This window comes from uncultured Gilvimarinus sp. (assembly GCF_963972205.1).
In the GTDB taxonomy this organism is placed as follows: Bacteria; Pseudomonadota; Gammaproteobacteria; order Pseudomonadales; family Cellvibrionaceae; genus Gilvimarinus; species Gilvimarinus japonicus.
The window spans coordinates 313,723-334,812 of sequence record NZ_CAXAUC010000001.1 but is presented as its reverse complement, the minus strand read 5'-3'; the positions used below and the strand labels follow the sequence as shown (position 1 = coordinate 334,812).

At 53.0% G+C, this 21,090-nt stretch carries 22 protein-coding genes; 2 read left to right on the top strand and 20 right to left on the bottom strand.

Features of this window, described 5'->3' with window-relative positions; translation table 11 throughout:
* Position 1: 1 nt before the first annotated feature.
* From gap to pgi, 6 genes are all read right to left on the bottom strand, one after another.
* Positions 2 to 1,012, bottom strand: a complete 1,011-nt coding sequence (gap, locus tag AACY82_RS01420; protein WP_339614975.1) for a type I glyceraldehyde-3-phosphate dehydrogenase — start codon at positions 1,010 to 1,012, stop codon at positions 2 to 4.
* Positions 1,013 to 1,139: 127 nt separating this feature from the next.
* Complete coding sequence (eda, locus tag AACY82_RS01415; RefSeq protein WP_339614974.1) at positions 1,140 to 1,772, bottom strand: bifunctional 4-hydroxy-2-oxoglutarate aldolase/2-dehydro-3-deoxy-phosphogluconate aldolase; 633 nt, start codon at positions 1,770 to 1,772, stop codon at positions 1,140 to 1,142.
* Between the two features lie 32 nt (positions 1,773 to 1,804).
* Positions 1,805 to 2,512 carry a 6-phosphogluconolactonase gene (gene pgl, locus AACY82_RS01410; RefSeq protein ID WP_339614973.1) on the bottom strand — a complete coding sequence of 236 codons (708 nt, stop codon included), beginning with the start codon at positions 2,510 to 2,512 and terminating at the stop codon, positions 1,805 to 1,807.
* An 11-nt stretch (positions 2,513 to 2,523) separates the two neighbouring features.
* Positions 2,524 to 3,999: a glucose-6-phosphate dehydrogenase gene (zwf, locus tag AACY82_RS01405; protein ID WP_339614972.1), complete on the bottom strand. Its 1,476-nt coding sequence runs from the start codon at positions 3,997 to 3,999 to the stop codon at positions 2,524 to 2,526.
* Positions 4,000 to 4,042: 43 nt separating this feature from the next.
* Entirely contained in the window at positions 4,043 to 5,857 is a 1,815-nt protein-coding gene (edd, locus tag AACY82_RS01400) for a phosphogluconate dehydratase (protein WP_339614971.1), read from the bottom strand.
* A gap of 266 nt (positions 5,858 to 6,123) precedes the next feature.
* The gene (gene pgi / locus AACY82_RS01395) at positions 6,124 to 7,767 is read right to left on the bottom strand and encodes a glucose-6-phosphate isomerase (protein ID WP_339614970.1); all 1,644 of its coding nucleotides are present in this window, start codon (positions 7,765 to 7,767) and stop codon (positions 6,124 to 6,126) included.
* Positions 7,768 to 8,108: 341 nt separating this feature from the next.
* Here pgi and AACY82_RS01390 point away from each other — a divergent pair, with 341 nt between their 5' ends.
* Complete coding sequence (locus AACY82_RS01390; protein ID WP_339614969.1) at positions 8,109 to 9,182, top strand: beta-N-acetylglucosaminidase domain-containing protein; 1,074 nt, start codon at positions 8,109 to 8,111, stop codon at positions 9,180 to 9,182.
* A gap of 126 nt (positions 9,183 to 9,308) precedes the next feature.
* Positions 9,309 to 10,289 carry an aldo/keto reductase gene (locus AACY82_RS01385; protein WP_339614968.1) on the top strand — a complete coding sequence of 327 codons (981 nt, stop codon included), beginning with the start codon at positions 9,309 to 9,311 and terminating at the stop codon, positions 10,287 to 10,289.
* 57 nt (positions 10,290 to 10,346) lie between these two features.
* On the opposite strand, the gene AACY82_RS01380 is transcribed toward AACY82_RS01385, so the two are convergent.
* The 14 genes from AACY82_RS01380 to AACY82_RS01315 form a co-directional block, all read right to left on the bottom strand.
* The gene (locus AACY82_RS01380) at positions 10,347 to 11,009 is read right to left on the bottom strand and encodes an aminodeoxychorismate/anthranilate synthase component II (protein WP_339614967.1); all 663 of its coding nucleotides are present in this window, start codon (positions 11,007 to 11,009) and stop codon (positions 10,347 to 10,349) included.
* On the bottom strand, positions 11,006 to 12,403 hold the full coding sequence (locus AACY82_RS01375; RefSeq protein WP_339614966.1) for an anthranilate synthase component I family protein: 1,398 nt from the start codon (positions 12,401 to 12,403) through the stop codon (positions 11,006 to 11,008). The genes AACY82_RS01380 and AACY82_RS01375 overlap by 4 nt, the downstream gene beginning before the upstream one ends.
* A gap of 9 nt (positions 12,404 to 12,412) precedes the next feature.
* Positions 12,413 to 12,670 carry a trp operon repressor gene (gene trpR / locus AACY82_RS01370; RefSeq protein ID WP_339614965.1) on the bottom strand — a complete coding sequence of 86 codons (258 nt, stop codon included), beginning with the start codon at positions 12,668 to 12,670 and terminating at the stop codon, positions 12,413 to 12,415.
* 171 nt (positions 12,671 to 12,841) lie between these two features.
* Positions 12,842 to 13,693: a YbgF trimerization domain-containing protein gene (locus AACY82_RS01365; protein ID WP_339614964.1), complete on the bottom strand. Its 852-nt coding sequence runs from the start codon at positions 13,691 to 13,693 to the stop codon at positions 12,842 to 12,844.
* Between the two features lie 13 nt (positions 13,694 to 13,706).
* Complete coding sequence (pal, locus tag AACY82_RS01360; protein ID WP_339614963.1) at positions 13,707 to 14,219, bottom strand: peptidoglycan-associated lipoprotein Pal; 513 nt, start codon at positions 14,217 to 14,219, stop codon at positions 13,707 to 13,709.
* A gap of 45 nt (positions 14,220 to 14,264) precedes the next feature.
* On the bottom strand, positions 14,265 to 15,551 hold the full coding sequence (gene tolB / locus AACY82_RS01355) for a Tol-Pal system beta propeller repeat protein TolB (protein WP_339614962.1): 1,287 nt from the start codon (positions 15,549 to 15,551) through the stop codon (positions 14,265 to 14,267).
* Positions 15,548 to 16,351, bottom strand: coding sequence for a cell envelope integrity protein TolA (gene tolA, locus AACY82_RS01350; protein WP_339614961.1), 804 nt, complete (start codon positions 16,349 to 16,351; stop codon positions 15,548 to 15,550). Before tolA ends, tolB begins: the two co-directional genes overlap by 4 nt.
* A gap of 16 nt (positions 16,352 to 16,367) precedes the next feature.
* Complete coding sequence (tolR, locus tag AACY82_RS01345) at positions 16,368 to 16,796, bottom strand: protein TolR (RefSeq protein WP_339614960.1); 429 nt, start codon at positions 16,794 to 16,796, stop codon at positions 16,368 to 16,370.
* Positions 16,797 to 16,826: 30 nt separating this feature from the next.
* A complete protein-coding gene (gene tolQ / locus AACY82_RS01340) occupies positions 16,827 to 17,528 on the bottom strand; it encodes a protein TolQ (protein ID WP_339614959.1) in 702 nt (233 codons plus the stop codon).
* Positions 17,529 to 17,613: 85 nt separating this feature from the next.
* The gene (gene ybgC / locus AACY82_RS01335) at positions 17,614 to 18,045 is read right to left on the bottom strand and encodes a tol-pal system-associated acyl-CoA thioesterase (RefSeq protein WP_339614958.1); all 432 of its coding nucleotides are present in this window, start codon (positions 18,043 to 18,045) and stop codon (positions 17,614 to 17,616) included.
* Positions 18,042 to 19,064: a Holliday junction branch migration DNA helicase RuvB gene (ruvB, locus tag AACY82_RS01330; RefSeq protein ID WP_339614957.1), complete on the bottom strand. Its 1,023-nt coding sequence runs from the start codon at positions 19,062 to 19,064 to the stop codon at positions 18,042 to 18,044. The genes ybgC and ruvB overlap by 4 nt, the downstream gene beginning before the upstream one ends.
* A 9-nt stretch (positions 19,065 to 19,073) precedes the next feature.
* Positions 19,074 to 19,685, bottom strand: a complete 612-nt coding sequence (gene ruvA, locus AACY82_RS01325; protein WP_339614956.1) for a Holliday junction branch migration protein RuvA — start codon at positions 19,683 to 19,685, stop codon at positions 19,074 to 19,076.
* Between the two features lie 33 nt (positions 19,686 to 19,718).
* Positions 19,719 to 20,237: a crossover junction endodeoxyribonuclease RuvC gene (ruvC, locus tag AACY82_RS01320; protein ID WP_339614955.1), complete on the bottom strand. Its 519-nt coding sequence runs from the start codon at positions 20,235 to 20,237 to the stop codon at positions 19,719 to 19,721.
* 72 nt (positions 20,238 to 20,309) lie between these two features.
* Complete coding sequence (locus tag AACY82_RS01315) at positions 20,310 to 21,056, bottom strand: YebC/PmpR family DNA-binding transcriptional regulator (protein ID WP_339614954.1); 747 nt, start codon at positions 21,054 to 21,056, stop codon at positions 20,310 to 20,312.
* Positions 21,057 to 21,090: the final 34 nt, after the last annotated feature.

Below are 21,090 nucleotides of genomic sequence, written 5' to 3'. Positions count from 1 at the left end.
CTTATTTAGCGTTCATCAGTGCAATGGTGTTATCCAGCATGCGGTTGGAGAAGCCCCACTCGTTGTCATACCAAGACATAATTTTAACCCAGCGAGTGCCCATCACTTTGGTCTGCTTAGAGTCAAAGTTGGATGACGCGGGGATGTGGTTAAAATCGATAGAAACCAACGGCTCATCGTTATACACCAACACGCCAGGCATCTCGTTTTCCGCGGCTTCTTTCATGGCCGCGTTAACATCCTCAACGGTCACGTCAGTTTTTACCAGTACATTCAAGTCAACCAAGGACACATTGATGGTAGGAACACGCACGGACATACCGTCCAATTTGCCATCCAGCTCTGGCAACACCAAGCCCACAGCGCGCGCCGCCCCAGTAGAGGTCGGAATCATAGATTGCGTGGCAGAGCGAGCACGGTAGATGTCTTTGTGGAACACATCGCTCAAGTGCTGGTCGTTGGTGTAAGCGTGGATAGTGGTCATTGAGCCCTGCTCAATGCCAAACTTATCGTTCAATACTTTCGCCACCGGCGCCAAGCAGTTAGTGGTACAAGAGGCGTTAGAGATAATCTCGTCGGTCGCCTTTAAGATGCTGTCGTTTACGCCGTACACAACGGTGGCATCAACATCGGTACCAGGAGCAGAGATAATAACTTTTTTCGCGCCGGCTTCCAGGTGCGATTTAGCTTTCTCTCGGCTGGTAAAGATACCGGTACACTCGTAAACCACATCCACATTAAGCTTGCCCCAAGGCAAGTCAGCTGGATTACGCTCGGCGGTAATTTGAATCTCATCGCCGTTAACGACCATTTTGTCGCCATCAACGTGGACTTCACCAGGGAAACGACCATGAACAGAGTCGTATTTGGTCAGATGTGCATTCAGCTCGGCATCACCCAAATCATTCACTGCAACCACTTGAATCCGATCGCGATAACCAGACTCGTACAACGCCCGCAGTACATTGCGACCAATGCGCCCGTAACCATTAATAGCCACTCGAATTGTCATTTATGCCTCTCCTATAAATTTTACCCGCTCCATGAACGGGGCTAATAACCTAATCTTCTCGGCGCTAAGCACCTGTCGTGTGTACACGCATCGCAACTATCGGCGGCACACCTTACTCGCGTAACTTTTAGCGTTCTAAGCTTGCCGCCTCGCGCGCCAACGTCTCAATCTCTTGCCATTTTTTCTCGGCGATAAGATTTTTTGGCGCCATCCACGTTCCGCCCACGCAAGCAACGTTGGGCAACGCCAAATAGCTTGGTGCTTTTTCTAAGTTAATGCCGCCCGTGGGGCAAAAGGTAATTTGCGGCAGCGGGCCCCCAATTGACTTAACCATACTCACACCGCCGGCTGATTCGGCAGGAAAGAACTTCAGGTGAGTAAACCCTTGGGTGTATAGGTTCATGGCTTCAGATGGGGTTGCGATACCGGGCAGCAAAGGAACATCACACTTTTTTGCCGCTTCAATTAACGCAGGTGTGGTACCCGGGCTAACCATAAACTTAGCGCCGGCATCCACTGAGGCCTGTAAATCTTCAGGCGTAACCACTGTGCCCGAGCCAATCACAGCATCTTCTGGCAAGGCTTTGACCATTGCGCTGATTGCGTCCAGCGCGACAGGAGTGCGCAGAGTGATTTCCAATACTTTCAAGCCACCGTTGTACAGAGCCTGGGCCAAAGGAACAGCGTCCTCTAGATTTTCCACCACCATAACCGGCACAACCGGCGCTACTTTTACAATCTCATCAATGGATAGACCCACGTAAATGTCCTCGTTTGTTCGTTAGCAAATAATTAAGGTGCCCAGTAAACCGTCACTGGTACTTTGTCTTGTTCTAGGATGGCCCGTACCGGCATATCCGCCACATCGCCGCCCGCCAAAGCCTCGCGGTAGGTCGCCAGCTTTTCATCGCCAGAGATCAACAACAACACATGCTTACTGTTAGCGACACCCGCCAACGACAGTGTCATGCGCTCAACACAGTCGCCAGTCACCTCACTTTTTCGGGCGGTAATAGCACTGCATAAGGCATCGCTACTTAAGGCTTCATCTAAACCCTTTGCGTGGGGAAACCAAGATGCGGTGTGGCCGTCGGGGCCCATACCCAACACCGTTACATCAAACGGTGTCGGCAGGGTTTGGTAGGATGCTTCACACTGCGCCAGGCCATCAGCGGCCGTTGCGGCGGTATTTTTCATACCGATCAACTTAGCGTTGGCGGCGTTATTTTGCAGCAAGGTTTTTACGATAAAAGCTTCGTTGCTTTTATCGTGATCGAAGTCAACCCAACGCTCATCAACCAAAGCAACTTTAATTTTATTCCACGCTACATCCGCCTCGGATAAGCGCTTGTATATCGGCGCCGGCGAGCTACCGCCAGAGACTAAAAAGCTGGCAGCATCGCCATCGGCCAACGCCTCTGTCAGGGCCTCAATCGTGTGCTCAAAAACGGCATCGATCATCGCTTCGCGCGTATCATAAAAACGTTCAACTACAGCCATGTCGCAATTCCTTACTCTTGACCTTTGATATTCTCACCGACGTTAAACCAACAGCGGCCATCTTCGCCCAACAAATCCATCGCAGCCTGAGGCCCCCAGCTACCCGCCGGATACGGCTGAGGCTTATTCTCCGGGCGTTGCCACGCGTCGATGATCGGATCGATCCAGCCCCATGCGGCATCCACCTCGTTGCGGTGAATAAACAGTGCCGGATTATTGGCCGCCGCATCTAACATCAAGCGTTTGTATGCGTCCGAGTAAAATTTGTCGTAGTTATCGGTGAGATTTAGGTTCAGTACACTCGGCACTAAATCAGCTTCGTGTTTCTCCAGGTTATTGGAGGTCACAATCATCTGCACGCGCTCATCGGGCTGCAACTGAATCACGAGGCGATTAGGAATCATCGCGCCGGCTGAATCAGGATAAATGTGGTGTGTGACGGTTTTGTACTGAATAATGATTTCCGCACAGCGCTGCTTTAAGCGCTTGCCAGTACGCAGATAGAACGGCACATGGGACCAGCGCCAGTTATCGATATGCGCGCGAATTGCGACAAAGGTCTCGGTGTTGCTGTCTTTACCCAGCTCATCAAGATAACCCGGCACTTGCTTGCCGCCAGACTCGCCAGCCACATACTGACCACGCACGGTATTTGCCGCCACATCATCACCGGTTAGGGGGCGTAGGGCATCCAACACTTTGAGCTTTTCAGCGCGAATGCTGTCGGCGTTAAGTTTGCTCGGGGGCTCCATGGCCACCAAACACAACAACTGCATTAAATGGTTTTGCACCATATCGCGCAGTGCACCAGCATCGTCGTAAAAACTGGCGCGACCTTCCAGGCCGACTGTTTCGGAGATGCTAATTTCTACGTGATCAATGGATTTAGAGTCCCACAGGTGCTCAAAAATACAATTGGTAAAACGCAGCGCCAGTAGGTTTTGTACCGTCTCTTTACCGAGATAATGATCGATACGGAAAATAGCGTCTTCTTCAAAGTACTGCGCAATATCAGCGTTAATCTTCTCGGCCGACTCGCCGTTGTAACCTAGAGGCTTTTCGACCACGACTCGCGAGGCTTTGTTGATCATGCCCGAGTCGGAGATATTTTTACAGCAGGCCGAAAATACCGCCGGCGGCGTTGCCATGTAAAAAATACGCTCTTCATTACCTTCTTGTAAGGTTTTGGCCAGAGCATCCCAGTGCTCGTCTCGCTCGGTGATGTTAATAAACACCCCAAACACGCAGGCTTCAAACTTGTTCCAAGTCTCGTTGTCGATTTCGTCGTCACGCAGATAGTTAAAAGCGGCTTCGCGTACCATCGCGCGGTAATTCTCTGCTTGCTCGGCTTTACGCATGGTGCCAAAAATACGCGAACCTTCAGGCATTTGCCCATCGCGATAGGCCCGATACCAGGCCGGAATCAATTTGCGCAAGGCCAAATCGCCCGCGCCGCCAAAAATGACAAAATCAAAAGGTTTCTGCATGGATGAATCCTATCTATCAAATATGGTTATGCGTTGCCTAAACTTACCAGCGAAAAACGGTGGCGCCTTCTTCGGCAGCACCTACGGTTTGTCGCAGCGGTGCAAAGAGTTCACGACCCATTCCTTCGTGACTTTGGTCTAAGTCGGGCTCAGCGTGTTCACGCTTGGCTAACTCTTGCTCATCGACATGCAACTGCAAAATGCCACTTTCGGCATCAACCTCCACGATGTCGCCATCGCGCACCAAGCCGATGGGACCTTGATCTAACGCCTCGGGCGTTAGGTGAATAGCGGCGGGAATTTTACCCGAGGCGCCCGACATACGGCCGTCCGTCACCAGCGCTACTTTGTAGCCCCGATCTTGCAATACACCCAACGGTGGGGTGAGTTTGTGTAGCTCGGGCATGCCACAGGCCTTGGGGCCCTGAAAGCGCACGACCGCAACAAAATCTTTATCCAGCTCACCAGCTTTAAACGCTTGTTGCAGCGCGTCTTGGGTTTCAAACACAATCGCCGGAGCTTTTACTTTGCGGTGCTCGGGTTTGACGGCCGACACTTTAATCACGCAGCGCCCCAGATTGCCCGTCAGCAGTTTCATGCCGCCAGTGGGGCTGAACGCACTTTTCGCAGGGCGCAACACGCCGTCATCAAGGCTGTTTTGCGGCGCATCGCGCCACACCAACTTACCGCCATCCAAGAATGGCTCTTGGGTGTAATGGGACAAACCGCCCTCGCCCATCACCGTTTTAACATCATCGTGCAAGATGCCTTCCGCGCGCAGCTCGCGCATTAGATAACCCATACCACCAACCGCTTGAAAGCGATTAATGTCGGCCAGGCCGTTGGGGTAAATACGGCACATCAAAGGCACCGCATCAGACAGATCAGACAAGTCCTGCCAATTGACAATAACACCCGCTGCCCGGGCCATCGCCATAATATGTATCGCGTGATTAGTAGAGCCGCCCGTAGCCAACAGACCAACCATACCGTTAACAATGGTTTTTTCGCTAACCACTTCAGCCATCGGCGTATAGGTACCCCGAGAAGTGATCGCCGCCAGTTGTTTAACCGCTGCATCGGTTAAGGCATCACGCAGTGGCGTACCCGGATTAACAAATGAGCTACCGGGCAAGTGTAGTCCCATAATCTCCATCAGCATTTGGTTGCTGTTGGCGGTGCCGTAAAAGGTACAGGTGCCCGCACTGTGGTACGAGGCGCTTTCGGCCTCAAGTAATTCTTTGCGGCCTACCTTGCCCTCGGCAAACAATTGGCGCACACGTACTTTCTCGGCATTTGGCAAGCCCGGCGTCATAGGGCCGGCGGGTATAAAAATAACCGGCAACTGACCAAAAGACAGCGCGCCAATGGTTAAACCCGGCACAATTTTGTCACAGATCCCCAAACACATGGCGCCATCAAACATATCGTGAGATAGCGCAATGGCGGTCGACATGGCGATGACATCGCGGCTAAACAATGACAAATCCATGCCATCGCGGCCCTGAGTCACACCGTCACACATAGCCGGTACGCCACCGGCAAACTGAGCGGTCATACCCGCTTCGTGGGCAGACTTTTTGATAGGCTCTAAGTAAGTGCCATAAGGCTCGTGGGCCGATAGCATTTCATTGTAAGAGGAAATAACCCCAAGGTTGGGGGCGTCGCCCTCGGCTAACGCTTCTTTATCGGAGGTGCCGCAGGCGGCAAAGCCATGTGCTAGGTTGCCGCAAGACAAGCCTTTACGAGCGGGACCGTTGGCCCGGCCACGCTCAACTTTGGCTAGGTAAGCCTCGCGCGTGCCGCGGCTGCGCTCAATAATACGGTCGGTAATTGCAGCAATTTTGCTATCGGTCATTTTGTTACCATTAGTCATCGTATGCTTAGGAATACAGACTGCCGCACAGACGGGATAGCCGGTCTATGCAGGGTTTATGGCTGTAATGTGTCGCTCTCTCTCGTTTTCACCACTTTCGCGGTGAGGCCGCTCGGCTTTTCGCTCTAATGCGGCTTTAGGGCCTCAGCACAGAAACAACAAAACGACCCCCCGGCCATCAGGCATCCGGGGCATCGTCTTCGCGGGTGAGTCTAGACACCCATTTGTCCTGCGCTGAGCAGAACCCGTTATCGGGCTTTCTTGTAGTATTCTATCAGATTGCGGGTCGAGGCATCATGTCCGGCGCCAACTTCAGCGTCCGGCGCCAGTTCCGCCAAAATGCCGTTTGCCAACACTTTACCCAGCTCGACACCCCACTGATCAAATGAGTGCACCTCCCAGATAATGCCCTGTACGAAAATTTTGTGCTCATACATCGCAATCAGCGAGCCCAGCGAGCGAGCATCCACTTTTTGCAGCAAAATAGTATTCGTCGGGCGGTTACCCTCGTGCACTTTATGGTTCACGATTTCTTCAATACGCTCTGAGCCCATGCCTTTGGCACTTAGCTCTTCGCGTACTTGATCGGCGCTAATGCCGCGCATCATCGCTTCGGATTGCGCGAAGAAGTTGGCCATCAAGGCGTCATGATGGCCTTTAACCGCCACCGTAGGTTCGACTGAACCAATAAAGTCGGCCGGTACAATTTGCGTACCCTGATGCAGACACTGATAAAAAGCGTGCTGGCCATTAATGCCAACCTCACCCCAAATCAACGGGACGCTGGAGTAATCAATACACTCGCCAGACCAGTTAACACTTTTACCGTTACTTTCCATCTCGGCTTGCTGCATATAGGCAGGCAAGCGGTGCAAACACTGATCATACGGCAGCAATGCGTGCGCCTTACGGCCCAGGAAGTTATTGTTCCAAACCCCCATCAACGCCAACATAACGGGCGCATTTTTAGATAGTGGCTCCGTTAAAAAGTGCTGATCCATTTCAAAGGCGCCTTCCAGCAGCTCTTCAAAGATCTCCATCCCCAGGTTCAGCGCAATGGGCAAGCCAATGGCGGACCACAATGAGAAGCGGCCGCCTACCCAGTCCCACATATCAAAGATGTTTTCTTCCGCGACGCCAAACTCCATCGCTTTGGGGCGATTGGACGAGACGGCAATAAAGTGGCGATTAATAAAGCTTTTATCTTTGGCTTTATCCAAAAACCAGGTTTCTGCCGAGCTGGCGTTGGTCATGGTCTCTAAGGTGGTAAAGGTTTTAGAGGCAACCACAAATAACGTTGTCTCGGGGTCCAGATCACGCAGCGTCTGGGCGATCTGGAAGCCGTCAATATTGGAGACATAGTGAACATTTAAACTGCCATCACTGTAGCCACTCAGGGCCTCGGTCACCATCAACGGACCCAGGTTTGAGCCGCCAATACCGATACTCACGACATCGGTCATGGGTTTACCGGTATAGCCACGCCAATCGCCACCACGGACCTGTGCCACCAAAGAGCGCATCCGCTCCAGCTCATGTTTTACTTGAGCTCGAACATCGTCGCCGTCGGCCTCTAACGGCTCACCAGTGCGATCGCGCAACGCTACGTGCAATACGGCACGATCCTCGGTGCGGTTGATCTTCTCACCGGCAAACATTTTATCGCGCAAAGATTCCACATCGCAGGCCTCGGCGAGGTCAATCAAGGCTTTACGCGTGTCTTCGGTAATCAGGTTTTTGGAGTAATCGAGCAGGATATTAGGGGACTTGAGGGAAAATTTGGCAAATCGCAGGTCATCTTCGTCAAACAAATCGCTCATATGCTTGTTTTGCATATCGCGAGCGTGTGCTTCAAGGGCCTGCCAGGCAGTCAGTTCGGTACGGCTAGACATGTGCGGTCCGCATCCTCTGTTCAGGTCTATTTAAATAACACACCGCGTTCTACAGACCACCATTTACGCGCCAAAACGGTGCGTAACGTCAACAAAATAAACCTTGGCAGCTCAGGGACTTACCCTGCTCGGCGAGCGCCCAAATACTACCGGGCAAACACAGATGTAGTGCGGTGCAAAAAGGCGGCTATCATAGGCATACAGGGCCTTTATGTCAATCTGACCCCATCGAGAACAACCCGCCATTAGCGCTTTATCCCACACGCCAGCTGAATTAAGCTGGCAACCTAAATAGTCCCTCGCAAGGGCCAGCCACACTCACCCGACCTTAAGGCAGGATCATGGCAAAGCGCATTCCGCTCGGTGTAATAGAAGGTTTTTTCGGCCGCAGCTGGAGCTGGCAACAACGCACCGAACTGGCCAGCTTTTTAAGGCAAACCGGTTACGACTATTATCTATATGCCCCCAAAGGCGACTCTCGCCTGCGCAGCCAGTGGCGCCAAGACTGGTCACCCCACGACTGGCGAGCCCTAAACAGCCTTAGACAGCACTACCGAGCAACAGGCGTCAAATTTGGCCTGGGCCTAAGCCCACTGGACTTATGCGGCCCCCAAGGGCGTACAGATGGCGCCAGCTTAGACACCAAAGTAACACGCATTAACGAGCTGCAGCCGGACATACTCGCCCTTTTGTTCGACGATATGCGCGGCGACACGCCACAACTCGCGGCGATTCAGACCGAGCTTGCCCATCGTGCCGCAGCGCTCACCAGTGCGTCTAAAGTCATACTCTGCCCCACCTATTACAGCGATGACCCCACGTTAGAGAAGGTGTTTGGAGCTCGCCCTAAAGACTACTGGGAAACCCTGGGCAGCTCGCTTGACCCCGCCATCGATATCTTTTGGACCGGCCCCAAGGTCTGCACTGACCACTTTACGCGCTCACACCTGGGCGATGTCGCCGAGCGCTTACAGCGCCGCCCCTTTCTATGGGACAACTACCCGGTCAACGATGGCGCGATAAAATCAAAGCACCTATACCTTAAACCTTTTAGCCGCGATCGCGCCGACATTGGCGACTTGCTCGCCGGTCACGCAGTCAACCCCATGAACCAATTCAACTTGTCTAAGCTGGCACTCGCGAGCCTGCCCCGCGCCTATGCAAGCGCCAACTACCAGCCCGCCCAATTGTTTAATGAACTTCTGGAGCAGCTTTGCCCCCCCGTATTGCGCGCCGCACTACAAGAGGACGCCGCGCGCTTTTCGGCCGAGGGCCTCGGCAAGCTAACGCCGGAACAGCGCGCCCACTTATCCGAGCATTATTCTCAACTGGCGGACGACAGCGGCATGAGCGCCGAAGTAGCCGATTGGCTGGCAGGCAAATATACCTTCGACCCCGCCTGCCTAACGGACTAACTGTTCAGGAGTGTTAACGGGCCGCCGGACAGCAAAGTCACGTGCTAGCATAGTGCCCCTAGCGGTTGGAGCCCTACCCCTAGGCACCGCACACTCAAAAAACAAACAACACCACAGGGAGCGCCCATGAAAACACGCACACTCGGCAACACCGGCTTTAATATCAGCGAGGTTGGTTTAGGCTGCTGGCAGCTAGGGGGAGATTTCGGCCCCATCGACCACCCCACCGTCGAGGATATTCTGAGCGCCGCGCTCGACAGCGGCATTAACTTTTTTGATACCGCCGATGTGTACGGCGATGGCGCTAGCGAGCGCTTCGTTGGTGAACATTTTGCTCAGGCTAACCCCAAGCCTATTATCGCCACTAAATATGGGCGCGCGGGTGGAACCTATCCCGACGGCTACTCACTCACCGACCTGCGCGACAGCCTAAAGCGCGCACAAGATCGACTACAAACCGACTGCATCGACTTAATTCAGCTGCACTGCATTCCCACAGCAGTGATGGCGCGGGGAGAAATTTTTGACTGGCTGCGCACTGTGCAACAAGAGCAGCATATCCAGTTTTTTGGCGCGAGCGTCGAGACCGTAGAAGAAGGGTTATTGTGCGCGCAACACGATGACCTAAGCTCACTGCAGGTCATCTTTAATATATTTCGGCAAAAACTGCTGGATGAATTACTGCCCATGGCACAAGAGAAAAACATCGGCGTTATCGCTCGCCTGCCACTGGCCAGCGGTCTACTAAGCGGTAAATTTAATGCCAACACTCAGTTTGATAAAACCGATCATCGCAACTTCAACAAAGACGGCCAAATGTTTAACGTCGGTGAAACCTTTGCAGGCATCCCGTTTGAAAAAGGCGTCGAGCTAGCCCAAGCGATCAAAGACAAAACTCCCGAGGGTTACTCAACCGCACAAATGGCCATGCGCTGGATTCTGGATCAACCGGCGATCACCAGCATCATCCCTGGCGCCAGCCGTGCTGAACAGGCAAAAGAAAACGCCAAAGTCAGCGGGCTGCCCCCTCTACCCCAATCACTACACGACGAGCTAAGAGACTTCTATCAAAAAGACGTAGCCGCACACATTCGAGGGGCCTACTAACAAAACGGATCAACGCGAAGGTTGTTCGCGTTGATCCGTTTTTAACCCGTTTTGCGCTTAAGCTCGACTGCCAAACAAGAACTGCCGCAACAACTCTTTACCACCCTCAGTGGCGAAAGATTCGGGGTGAAACTGTATACCCTCAATGGGGTAATCTTTGTGACGCGCCCCCATAATCTCCAGCGGAATACCAGCTTGGACCGCGTCTGCCAGGCTGGTGATTCCGAGTGGCGCCACCACTGCCGTTAACTCAAGGCACTCGGGCAAACTCGCCGGATCGGCGACCAGCGAGTGGTACCGCATAATTTCAAGCCCTTGCGGCGCCCCCAAAAACACACCTTTATTGTCGTGAAATATCGGACTGGTTTTGCCGTGCACCGGCAGCCCGGCTTTAACGACTTTACCGCCAAACACATGGGTAATGCCCTGCATCCCCAAGCACACACCCAACAATGGTATAGTCTTTCCCAACTCACGGATAACATCCGCACAAACACCAAAATAAGCTTTGTCGTCTGGCGAGCCAGGGCCCGGCGAAATGATAATCCGCTCGGGGGCCCACGCGCGAATGTCAGCCAGTGTTATCTCGTTATTACGTTTAACACTGATGGTAAAATCATCAATTTGACCACCGTTTTTTTCGGCCGTTAATACCTCACCCACATACTGATAGAGGTTGTAGGTAAACGAGTCGTAGTTATCAACAATTAAGACTTTCACGCACGCGCCTCCTTGTCAGCGGGGTTATAGGCATCCAAAACCTTTTTTGTGCCGGCAAATTTGCGCTGGATTTCTTGATATTCATCGGCCGCGTTAGAGTCGTAAACGTTACCGCCGCAGGTTTGCACATAACCGTGCTCACCACTAACAAACAAAGTACGAATCGGAATGGCAAACGTGCAATCGCCGTTAAATGAAAAATGTCCAACAGCGCCACCGTATGGGCCGCGACCATCCGGCTCTAATTCGTCAATAATTTTCATGGCCTCTATTTTGGGCGCGCCGGTGAGCGTACCGGCCGGAAAATTACTGGCCAGTGCCGTGAACATATCTTCGGAGTCGGCCATAATGCCAACTATCTCACTGGAAATATGCTGCACATGACTAAAGCGCTTAATATCCATCAGGTTGCGCACTTTCACCGTGCCAAACTGCGCCACCCGGCCAATATCATTGCGATGTAAGTCCACAATCATATTGTGCTCGGCAATTTCTTTGGGATCGTTCAGCAATGTGCGCGCCAGCATTTTGTCTTCCGCTTCAGTCGCGCCGCGGGCGGCGGTACCGGCCAGCGGGTAGGTTTCCATCTCACCTTGACGCAGGCGAAACAACAACTCGGGGCTCGCGCCGATGACTTTTTCCTCGCCAAACTTTAAATAGTACATTTGCGGCGAAGGGTTCACCTCACGCATCGACTGATAGACGTTGATGGTGTCGCCCTCAATCTTAAACTCGGTTTTAAAGCCTACCTCACACTGAAAGACCTTCCCTTCGATAATATCCTGTTTAACTTTCTCGACGGCCGCCTCGTGGCCGGCGCGATCCATAGTGTCGCCCAAGGGCGTGATATTAAGCTGGCCATCGCCCGTATAATCCTGCTCGATAAGCTCTTGCACCAGCGCCTGGCGATCATCGTCGTAGTAAAAATAAAAGATTTCGGCCGTCATCTTGTCCAGGATCAGGCCGTCTTTGTACAAACCGAATCTAAAAGCATCGAAATACTCGCTGGACTGAACACTCATGCTGGGCTCGAAGTAATTCATGCAATCGTAGCCAATATAACCGGTCAAACCGCCCGCGTAACCGCGCGAGAGAATATTCTGCGGCATGATATCGCGCAGCAAATAGTAAGGGTTTTCACTCGGGTAATCCGTCGTGCTGCCATCGCGCTCGGTAATAGTTAACGCCTTATCGCGCGCCGAAAACAGCTGGCAAGGATCAAAGCCAATCAGTGAGTAGCGCGATATATGGCTTTCTTCCCCCAGCGATTCGAGTAAAAAACAGTGCTCAAAGCGCTTCTCGATTTTTTTAAACAACTCAAAAAAATCACACTCAGTCGCAAGCGTCACGTAATGTGGCTTGCGCGGAATGTTGATTTTATTCGGCTTATTCATAATACCGCCCTAAATATTGTCCAATTTGCCGGCCTGTAACGCTCTAGAGCCACGGGTAACCGTGGCGATACCAACGCCCAGCCGCTTAGCCACCTCGCGCTGTGACACACCAGCCTTCAGTAAACGCGTGATTTGCAAACGCTGTGAAATAGCGTGTAACTCGGCGGGGGTTAACAGCCCCTCAAGTACGCTGCGCAGGCGATCAGAGCTACCTGCCTGCAACAAGTAGTCAATCAGTGCGTTTAAATGCTGCTCTTCTGTATTCATGTACTAGTACAATATCAGTAACCTGAAGCGAACACAAGCGTAGCACCCTCAGAATACCCAAACGGCAGACGAGACGACCTGAGCGATTAAAAGCATCAGCAGAAAACAAACTGTGACGAGGAAAGAAAAATGTAAAGCAGAAGGGAGCGAGCCTCTATCGAGGCTCGTAATTTAGAAATTTTCTTTTAAATATTGCTCGGCCAAACGCGAGGCATCAGAGTTGCTTGCCGCGACAATACTCAAGAGCTCTTTAGCCCGACCGTCCTGGCCCTGCAGGTGATACACCTTACCTAGCTTAAACTGCGCGTCTGGCACCTTGCGGCTATCGGGAAACTCGCGTAACAAGTCGCTAAACCACTGCTGCGCGGATGGCAAATCGTTTTTTAACAGGTAAATCTCGCCCAGCCAGTAATAACTGTTGCCGGTGTACTCACCATTGGGGAAACGCGCCAAATGATCTTTAAAAGCCGCAATAGAGGCGTCTACCTCTCGCTGACGCAACAAGTCGTAAGCAGCGCCGTACACCTCAGACTCCGAGGCTCCAGCCGATGTCACGGATTTAGCGGCAATCTCATCACCCGAGTCACTGGTTGCTGCCATTGCGCCTGCACCAGCATTACTAGCACTGGGTGACAATGACGTGCTGGGAGAGGCGTCATACGTTGGGCGCGGGGACGTCGCAGCGCCACTCGCTGCAGCCGAACCGGTCGTTAGCGCACTGATACGCCGATCGAGGTCGAGATAGTCATCCATACGCTGCTGCTTAAGTTTCTTAAGCTCAAACGTTTGCTCCTCGACTAAGCCACGCAAGCTCATCACTTCTTGCTGAAGTGCTTGCAGCTGATAAAACAGCTCGGCCTGAGGGTTGCCAGCGGATGGCGTAGGGGTAGATTGACGAGCACCAGGAACGTTAACCGAACGCCCCGCCGCCGGTTGCGGCGAGGAGTCGGTAACTTGAACCTGAGCCTGTGCTGTCGAAACGACGGCCAGCAGTGTGGCCGTAACTAACAGAGGGGCTCTCATCACGCAGTGACTCTTAGTAGTCGATTTCTACGCGACGGTTTTTGCTCCAAGAAGACTCGCCACTGCCAAGTGCCAGCGGACGCTCTTCACCGTAGCTGATAACTTCGAGGTTAGAGCGGCTTACGCCTTGCAGAACCAAGAAGTCGCGCACAGCATTGGCACGACGCTCGCCCAGTGCCATGTTGTACTCACGTGAACCGCGCTCATCAGCGTGACCTTCTAAGCGAGCAGACGCGTCAGAGTTGCGCAGACGCTCTGAGTGAGCCAGCAGCAATGAACGCGCAGCAGGCAAAAGTACCGCCTGATCGAAATCAAAGTAAATAACTTTGTCCAGCTCTTCCATGCCATCGTCCATGCCATTGCTGGAACCCAGTGCGCCACCATCGGCGGTACCGGTGGTTACCCCGCCATTCGCACCAGCACCTGCCGCATCTTCGTCGGTTTTGGTATCCGTGCTAGAACAGCCCACAAGGAAAGCCATGACAAATGCAAAACTTAAACCCTGCTTCATTGCTTTAGTAATCATGATTAACTCCGATCAAGTTGTTGATTTTTTGAGCAAACTGAACAATCAGTTAAAAAATGGCGACCAAGCAGGCTCCCTTACATCTCCCTGCTTAGATGGCAAACGATACTTTGTACCAGCATCCAGTGAAACAGCTGCCAGTATACCCTTTCCCCCAAACCGTGTCGCGTACAGCAACATAGCCCCATTAGGCGCTATAGTAGGCGATTCATCGAGGTTTGTCTCGGTTAAAATCCGTAAAGTGCCCGTGGTCAGGTCTTGCGCCGCGATGTGAAACACGCCTTGACGCTGATGAACCATCACTAGGGTTTTTCCGTCTTTCGAGACTCGCCCGCGAGCATTGTACTCGCCATCGAAGGTTAAGCGCTCTACCCGCCCGCTGGCAAGTGTCACTTTATAAATTTGTGGCTTGCCACCGCGATTTGACGTAAAAACAACCCCTTCGCCATCAGCTGTCCAGCTCGGCTCGGTGTCGATCGCGTAGTGATTGGTCACCCGCGTAAACTGCCGGGTGCGCAAATCAAGGGTGTAAATCTCGGGGTTGCCGTCCTTTGACAGTACCATAGCCAGCTTATCGCCGTCTGGCGAGAAAGCCGGCGCACCGTTTAGGCCGGTAAAATTGGTTAATTGCTCGCGCTGACCAGTGGCTAGGTTTTGCATAAAAATTGCCGGGCGTGTGGTCTCGAACGACACATAGGCAATCTCACGGCCATCGGGCGACCAAGTGGGCGACAGTAGCGGCTGATCGGACTCTAACAGCAAACGCGAGCGAGCGCCGTCGGCATCGGCCAGCATTAAGCGAAAGTTATCTGCCTTCTGCTCATGCTGAAACGCCTCTACATAAAGCACTTGCGTTGAAAACGCCCCACGGATGCCGGTGATTTTTTCGTACACTTTGTCGCTGATATGGTGGGCAATATCGCGCAGCTGCTCAGGGCTGCCATCAACCTTACCGGCACTGATGACCTTGCGCTGCGCCAGCACATCAAAAACATCGTAGCGCACAAAATAGCGGCCGCCGCGCTGCTCGGCGCTGCTTACCAATAGGTATTCGGCGCCCATCGCGCGCCAATCCCGGTAGAACACATCTTCGGGTTTGGTTGGAAACGACAACATGCTGGTGCGCGGCACCGGATCAAACTGACCGCTGCGCTGCAAGTCGGCCGAGACGATTTCGGAGACATCCTCGGGCAGTGGCGACGAACCACCCCAGCCCATAGGTACAACCGCAATGCGGGTAGGATTATCTACCCCCTGGGTAATCTCGATGGTGAGCTGGGCAAATGCCGGCGACACAAAACAACAAAATAAGAGCGCTAGTAGTTTTCTCACAATCGTAAATCCTTGGGGTTAAAGACCAATCTTAACTGGCGAAAATTTTGTTCAAACAGCTCGGGCTGCATATTTTTAAGCTCGGTAAAGCGATCAATACGCCGCACCGCCTGTTCGGCTGAGCGATCAAAAGCGGCGTTACCACTGCTTTTGGTGATCGTCACATTCACGACCTGACCGGTGGGCACTAACTGTATCAAGAGCTCGACCTGCATGCCACGGCGAGCCGAGGGCGGGCGACTCCAATTTTGCTCGATCCGCGCCGCGATCATATTCACGTAACTTTGGCTCTGGGCTTCGGCAAGCTCGGCTTGGTGTTGCTGCTCTTCTTTGCGCATGGCCTCATCTAGCCGCTCTTGCGCAATGCGCTCTTGACGCTCGCGCTCGGCCTTCTCTCTGGCGGCTTTCTCCGCCCGGCGCTTGGCCTCGGCTTCAGCCTGCCGCTGCTCCTCAAGTTTGCGTTTACGCTCTGCCTCGGCCTCGGCCTTGGCTTTTTTCTCGCGCTGGACCCGCGCTTTACGCGCTGCCTCCTCTTTTGCTTTTTTCGCCGCTGCCGCCTTTTGCTGCTCCAGCTCACGCTTTTTGGTTAAATCGATCACATTGGTCTTTTTTTGTGCAGGCTCGGCGGTATCTTTCGCCTTAAGCTCGACGAGTTTAGCCTGCACCACATTAGGCTTGAAGACACGTGGCTTAGGGTCAATGGTGGACGACTCCCAGCCAATCGTCACGGCCAGAACCAAAATCAAGTGCAGACCAACACTGATAATCACCGGTAGAGTATACAAACTACGCCAATTCATACGGTAAGCGAGCCCGTTACTTAGGTGGATCTGTAACCAAACCTACCGAAGGCGCACCCGCCCCCTGCAGCTCAGTCATTAACGAGACCACAACACCGTAGCTTACCTCGCGATCACCCCACACCAACACGGGTGTGCTGGGTTTTTCGCCCAACACCTTACTCACCATGGCCGTAATATCAGCCAAAGGCTTGCCCTGCTTTGGCTCACCGCCAAGCTCGATGTAGTACTCGCCCGCTTTATCGACCGACACAATGAGCGGCTCGTCTTCTTTATCATCAATCGGAGAAGACGGCGCCTGCGGTAAGTCAACTTGCACCCCTTGCATCAACATCGGGGCGGTCACCATAAACACCACCAACAGCACCAACATCACGTCGATATAGGGCACGACGTTGATCTCTGCCATGGGCTTCTTTTTTACTTTTGGGCCAAATGCTGCCATTTCGCTGCCTGTTATTGCCGGTTTTCAGAATCAGGAAGAAACTTGTTTGCTGTGCACCTGACGGTGCAAAATTGCCGAAAACTCTTCGGCAAACGTTTGGTAATTGTTTTCCATTGACTCTGCTCGTGCCGCGTAACGGTTATACGCCAACACGGCCGGAATCGCTGCAAACAGCCCCATGGCGGTTGCCACTAGCGCCTCAGAAATACCGGGCGCGACCGTTGCCAAGGTCGCCTGATGGACATTCGCAAGCCCACGAAACGAATTCATAATGCCCCACACGGTACCAAACAAACCGACATACGGGCTTACCGAAGCAACACTTGCCAAAAACGGTAGGTTTGCTTCTAACTTTTCTTCTTCGCGGGCCAGCGCAACCCGCATGGCTCGCTGACAAGCTTCCATCACCGCATCGGAATCGGCATTGGACTGCGAGCGCAGCCGAGTAAACTCTTTAAAGCCGGCGCGAAAAATATTTTCAACGCCGTCGACCGCGTTTTTACCGGTGCGACCATTGCTCTGGCGATACAGTTGGTTTAAATCGATGCCCGACCAAAACTGTTTTTCAAACGATAGAAATTTTGCCCGCGCGCGCCTTTGATACATGCCACGCTGAATAATCATGACCCAAGACACTATTGATGCCAGAAACAATAGCGCCATAACCAGCTGCACAAGTAGGCTGGCGTTAGCAATTAATCCCCAGATGGATAGCGAGTCTTCATTTGGCATAAATCATTCTGCTCTTTAAAGTGATTCCGTGGTTGCGCCTACAATTGGCAAAACCTTCCCGTTATTTTCAATTACCAGTCATTTTTTAAGCAACCGTTGCCAGCTGCTCACGCATCCCTGGCGGCATTGCGCAGGGGCGCATAGTGTCTGGGTTAACACACGCGATGCGAATTAGACCTTCACACAGCAATTCGTTCCCCCGGTAAATACCTTGTTTAAACAGTACATTGGTGCGCGCCAATGTATCAACCTCGGTTGTTACGCTCAGCAAATCATCCAACCGCGCCGAGCGGCGATAGTTCACCTCGGCCCGATGGACGACAAGCAAACTGCCATCATCCAGTATCGCAGGCTTATCATAACCGTACTGGCGCAAAAATTCTGTACGACTACGCTCCATAAATTTGAGGTAATTAACGTAGTAGACAATTCCTCCGGCATCCGTATCCTCAATATAGACACGAACCGGTATTGCAAAAGGTGCATTTGCCCCGCCCGTACTTGCTACCTCGCTCACGATGACTCGCTCAGGCGCGCGGGCACATCAATGCCAAAATGTTCGTAGGCCAGCGCCGTTAATATGCGGCCACGAGGTGTGCGAGATACAAAACCCTGCTGTATCAGGTAGGGCTCAATCACATCTTCAATAGTGCCGCGCTCTTCGCTAATGGCGGCGGCAAGTGCGTCGATTCCCACCGGGCCGCCCAAAAAATTATCCATCATTGCCAGCAGCAGACGGCGATCCATATGATCAAAGCCGCGAGCATCCACTTTAAGCATGTTAAGCGCTTGGTCGGCCACCAGTGCACTCACCTGACCATCGGCTTTGATCTCAGCGTAATCTCTTACCCGACGCAACAACCGGTTGGCAATTCGCGGGGTACCGCGAGCGCGCTTGGCCACCTCGGCCGCGCCCTCGGGCTCAGTTGGCATGCCCAACAGATTGGCCGAGCGGGCGACAATATGGGTTAAATCGGCAATATTGTAAAACTCTAGGCGCTGGACAATGCCGAACCGATCGCGCAGCGGTGAGGTCAACAGTCCGGCACGGGTCGTGGCACCCACCAAGGTAAACGGCGGTAAATCAAGCTTAATCGAACGCGCCGCCGGGCCCTCGCCAATCACGATATCCAACTGAAAATCTTCCATCGCGGGGTACAAGATTTCTTCGACCACCGGGCTTAAGCGATGGATTTCATCAATAAACAGTACATCGCCCGGCTCCAGATTCGTCATAAGCGCAGCCAAATCGCCGGCTTTTTCCAGAACCGGGCCCGAGGTACTTTTAAGGGATACGCCCATCTCCTGAGCGATAATATTGGCAAGCGTGGTTTTACCCAGCCCGGGCGGACCAAATATTAACGTATGATCGAGCGATTCACCGCGCTTTTTGGCCGCTTGAATAAAAATTTCCATCTGCTCGCGCACGGCGGGTTGGCCGACATATTCAGCGAGTGATTTGGGTCGGATGGCGCGATCGAGCTGCTCTTCACGGGTGGTAGGCTCAGGCGCAATAAGGCGGTCGGTTTCTATCATCCTAAATACCTAGCTTGCGATACGCTTAAGCGCGAGTCGAATTAGCTCTTGCGCGCCGGCAGACTCGTTAGCCCGCGCCGCTGTCGCCACCATTTTAGCCGCCTCTGTGGGTTTGTAGCCCAGGCTAATCAAGGCACTTTCCGCTTCGTCGCGCTGATCGTGCTTATCCGCGTGGCTTGCCACCGGATCACTCAACAGATCAGCCCCCGAGCCCGGCGCTGCAACCAACTTATCACGCAGTTCGATAATTAACCGCTCGGCAGTTTTTTTGCCAACACCCGGGACTTTTACCAAAGCTGTGACATTATCCTCATGAACGCAGCGCGCCAACTGCTCGGCATCCATACCCGATAAAATAGCAATCGCCATTTTCGGGCCAACGCCATTGACTTTAATCAGAGTGCGAAACAGGTCACGGTCGGAGCGTTTGGCAAAACCAAACAACTGGTGCGCGGTGTCACTGACTGCCAGATGCGTGTAAACAATAGCGGGATGGTCAACCTCAGGCAACGCATAAAAAGTAGTCATAGGCGCCTGCATCTCATAGCCGACCCCTTGCACATCCAGGAGTAAAAAAGGGGCCTGCTTTTCTACCAGCACACCGCTGAGTCGTCCGATCATGGTTACCTTTCTGTCAGTATTGAATAAGTCGCTTTATACCACACGACCACGCCTAAAGCTGCGTGCGCTGGCGAGTTTTATCAAATGTTGCTGAGTATTGATATGACATAAAGCAATTGCCAGGGCATCGGCCGCATCTTCTTGCGGCGCCGCAGGTAACTTGAGCAGCGTTTTCACCATATGCTGCACTTGCAGTTTGTCGGCAGCGCCACTGCCCACCACAGCTTGCTTGACTTTACGTGCCTCGTACTCAAACACCGGCACCTCATGATTAACGGCCGCCACAATGGCCGCCCCGCGCGCCTGACCAAGCTTTAAGGCAGAGCCGGCATTTTTAGCCATAAACACTTGTTCGATGGCAAATTCCTGCGGCATGTATTGCTCAATCAAGCTGGTCACACCGTCAAAGATCACTTTGAGCCGCTCCGGCAAGCTGACCTCGGGCACCCGTATTACACCACTGGTGACATACTCGTATTGCCCACCAGCCCAGTTAACAAGGCCAAACCCCGTTTTGCGCGAGCCGGGATCGACCCCCATAATTATCGCCATGCTATTACCACGCTGAGCCCCACACAGGCACTCTTTAAAGTGTCACACGGGGGCACATTAAGCGCAAGACAGCTAGCCGTTTAGCTCGGCGAGCACCTCATCGCTGATATCGGCGTTGGTGTATACGCTTTGCACATCATCCAGATCTTCCAGCATATCCACTAAGGCCATAATTTTTTCGGCACCGGCCGCATCTAAATCAACGGTGGTGGCAGGCTTCATGGTGATCTGCGCTTGTTCAGGCACAAAATCGTCGCTTACCAACGCCTCTTTAACATCAAAGTAGTCTGCAAAAGCCGTCTCCACCTCTTTGCTGCCATCGCCGTGAACCAGCACATCCTCGGCACCCGCCTCTAAGGCTGCCTCCATTAGCGGCTCCTCTTTAACCTCCGCCGGGTAATGCAGCTGCCCTACTTTGCTAAACAGATACGCCACCGAGCCATCGGTGCCTAAATTACCGCCGCGCTTAGAAAAGGCGTGACGCACCTCGGCCACCGTGCGGTTTTTATTGTCGGTCATACACTCGACCAACACCGCAACGCCACCTACGCCGTAACCTTCGTAAGTGCACTCCTCGTAATTTTCGCCTTCGGCATTACCCGCACCGCGACTCACCGCTTTGTCGATGGTGTCTTTTTTCATGTTCGCGCCCAGGGCTTTATCCATGGCGACGCGCAAACGCGGGTTATCATCAGGGTTATCGCCGCCTTTCGCGGCCACTGTTAACTCGCGAATTATTTTGCTAAATACCTTGCCACGCTTGGCATCTTGCGCAGCTTTGCGGTGTTTAATGTTTGCCCATTTACTGTGGCCAGCCATAGTCGACTCCGCTTTTTGTCTGATTTGTCTGAAG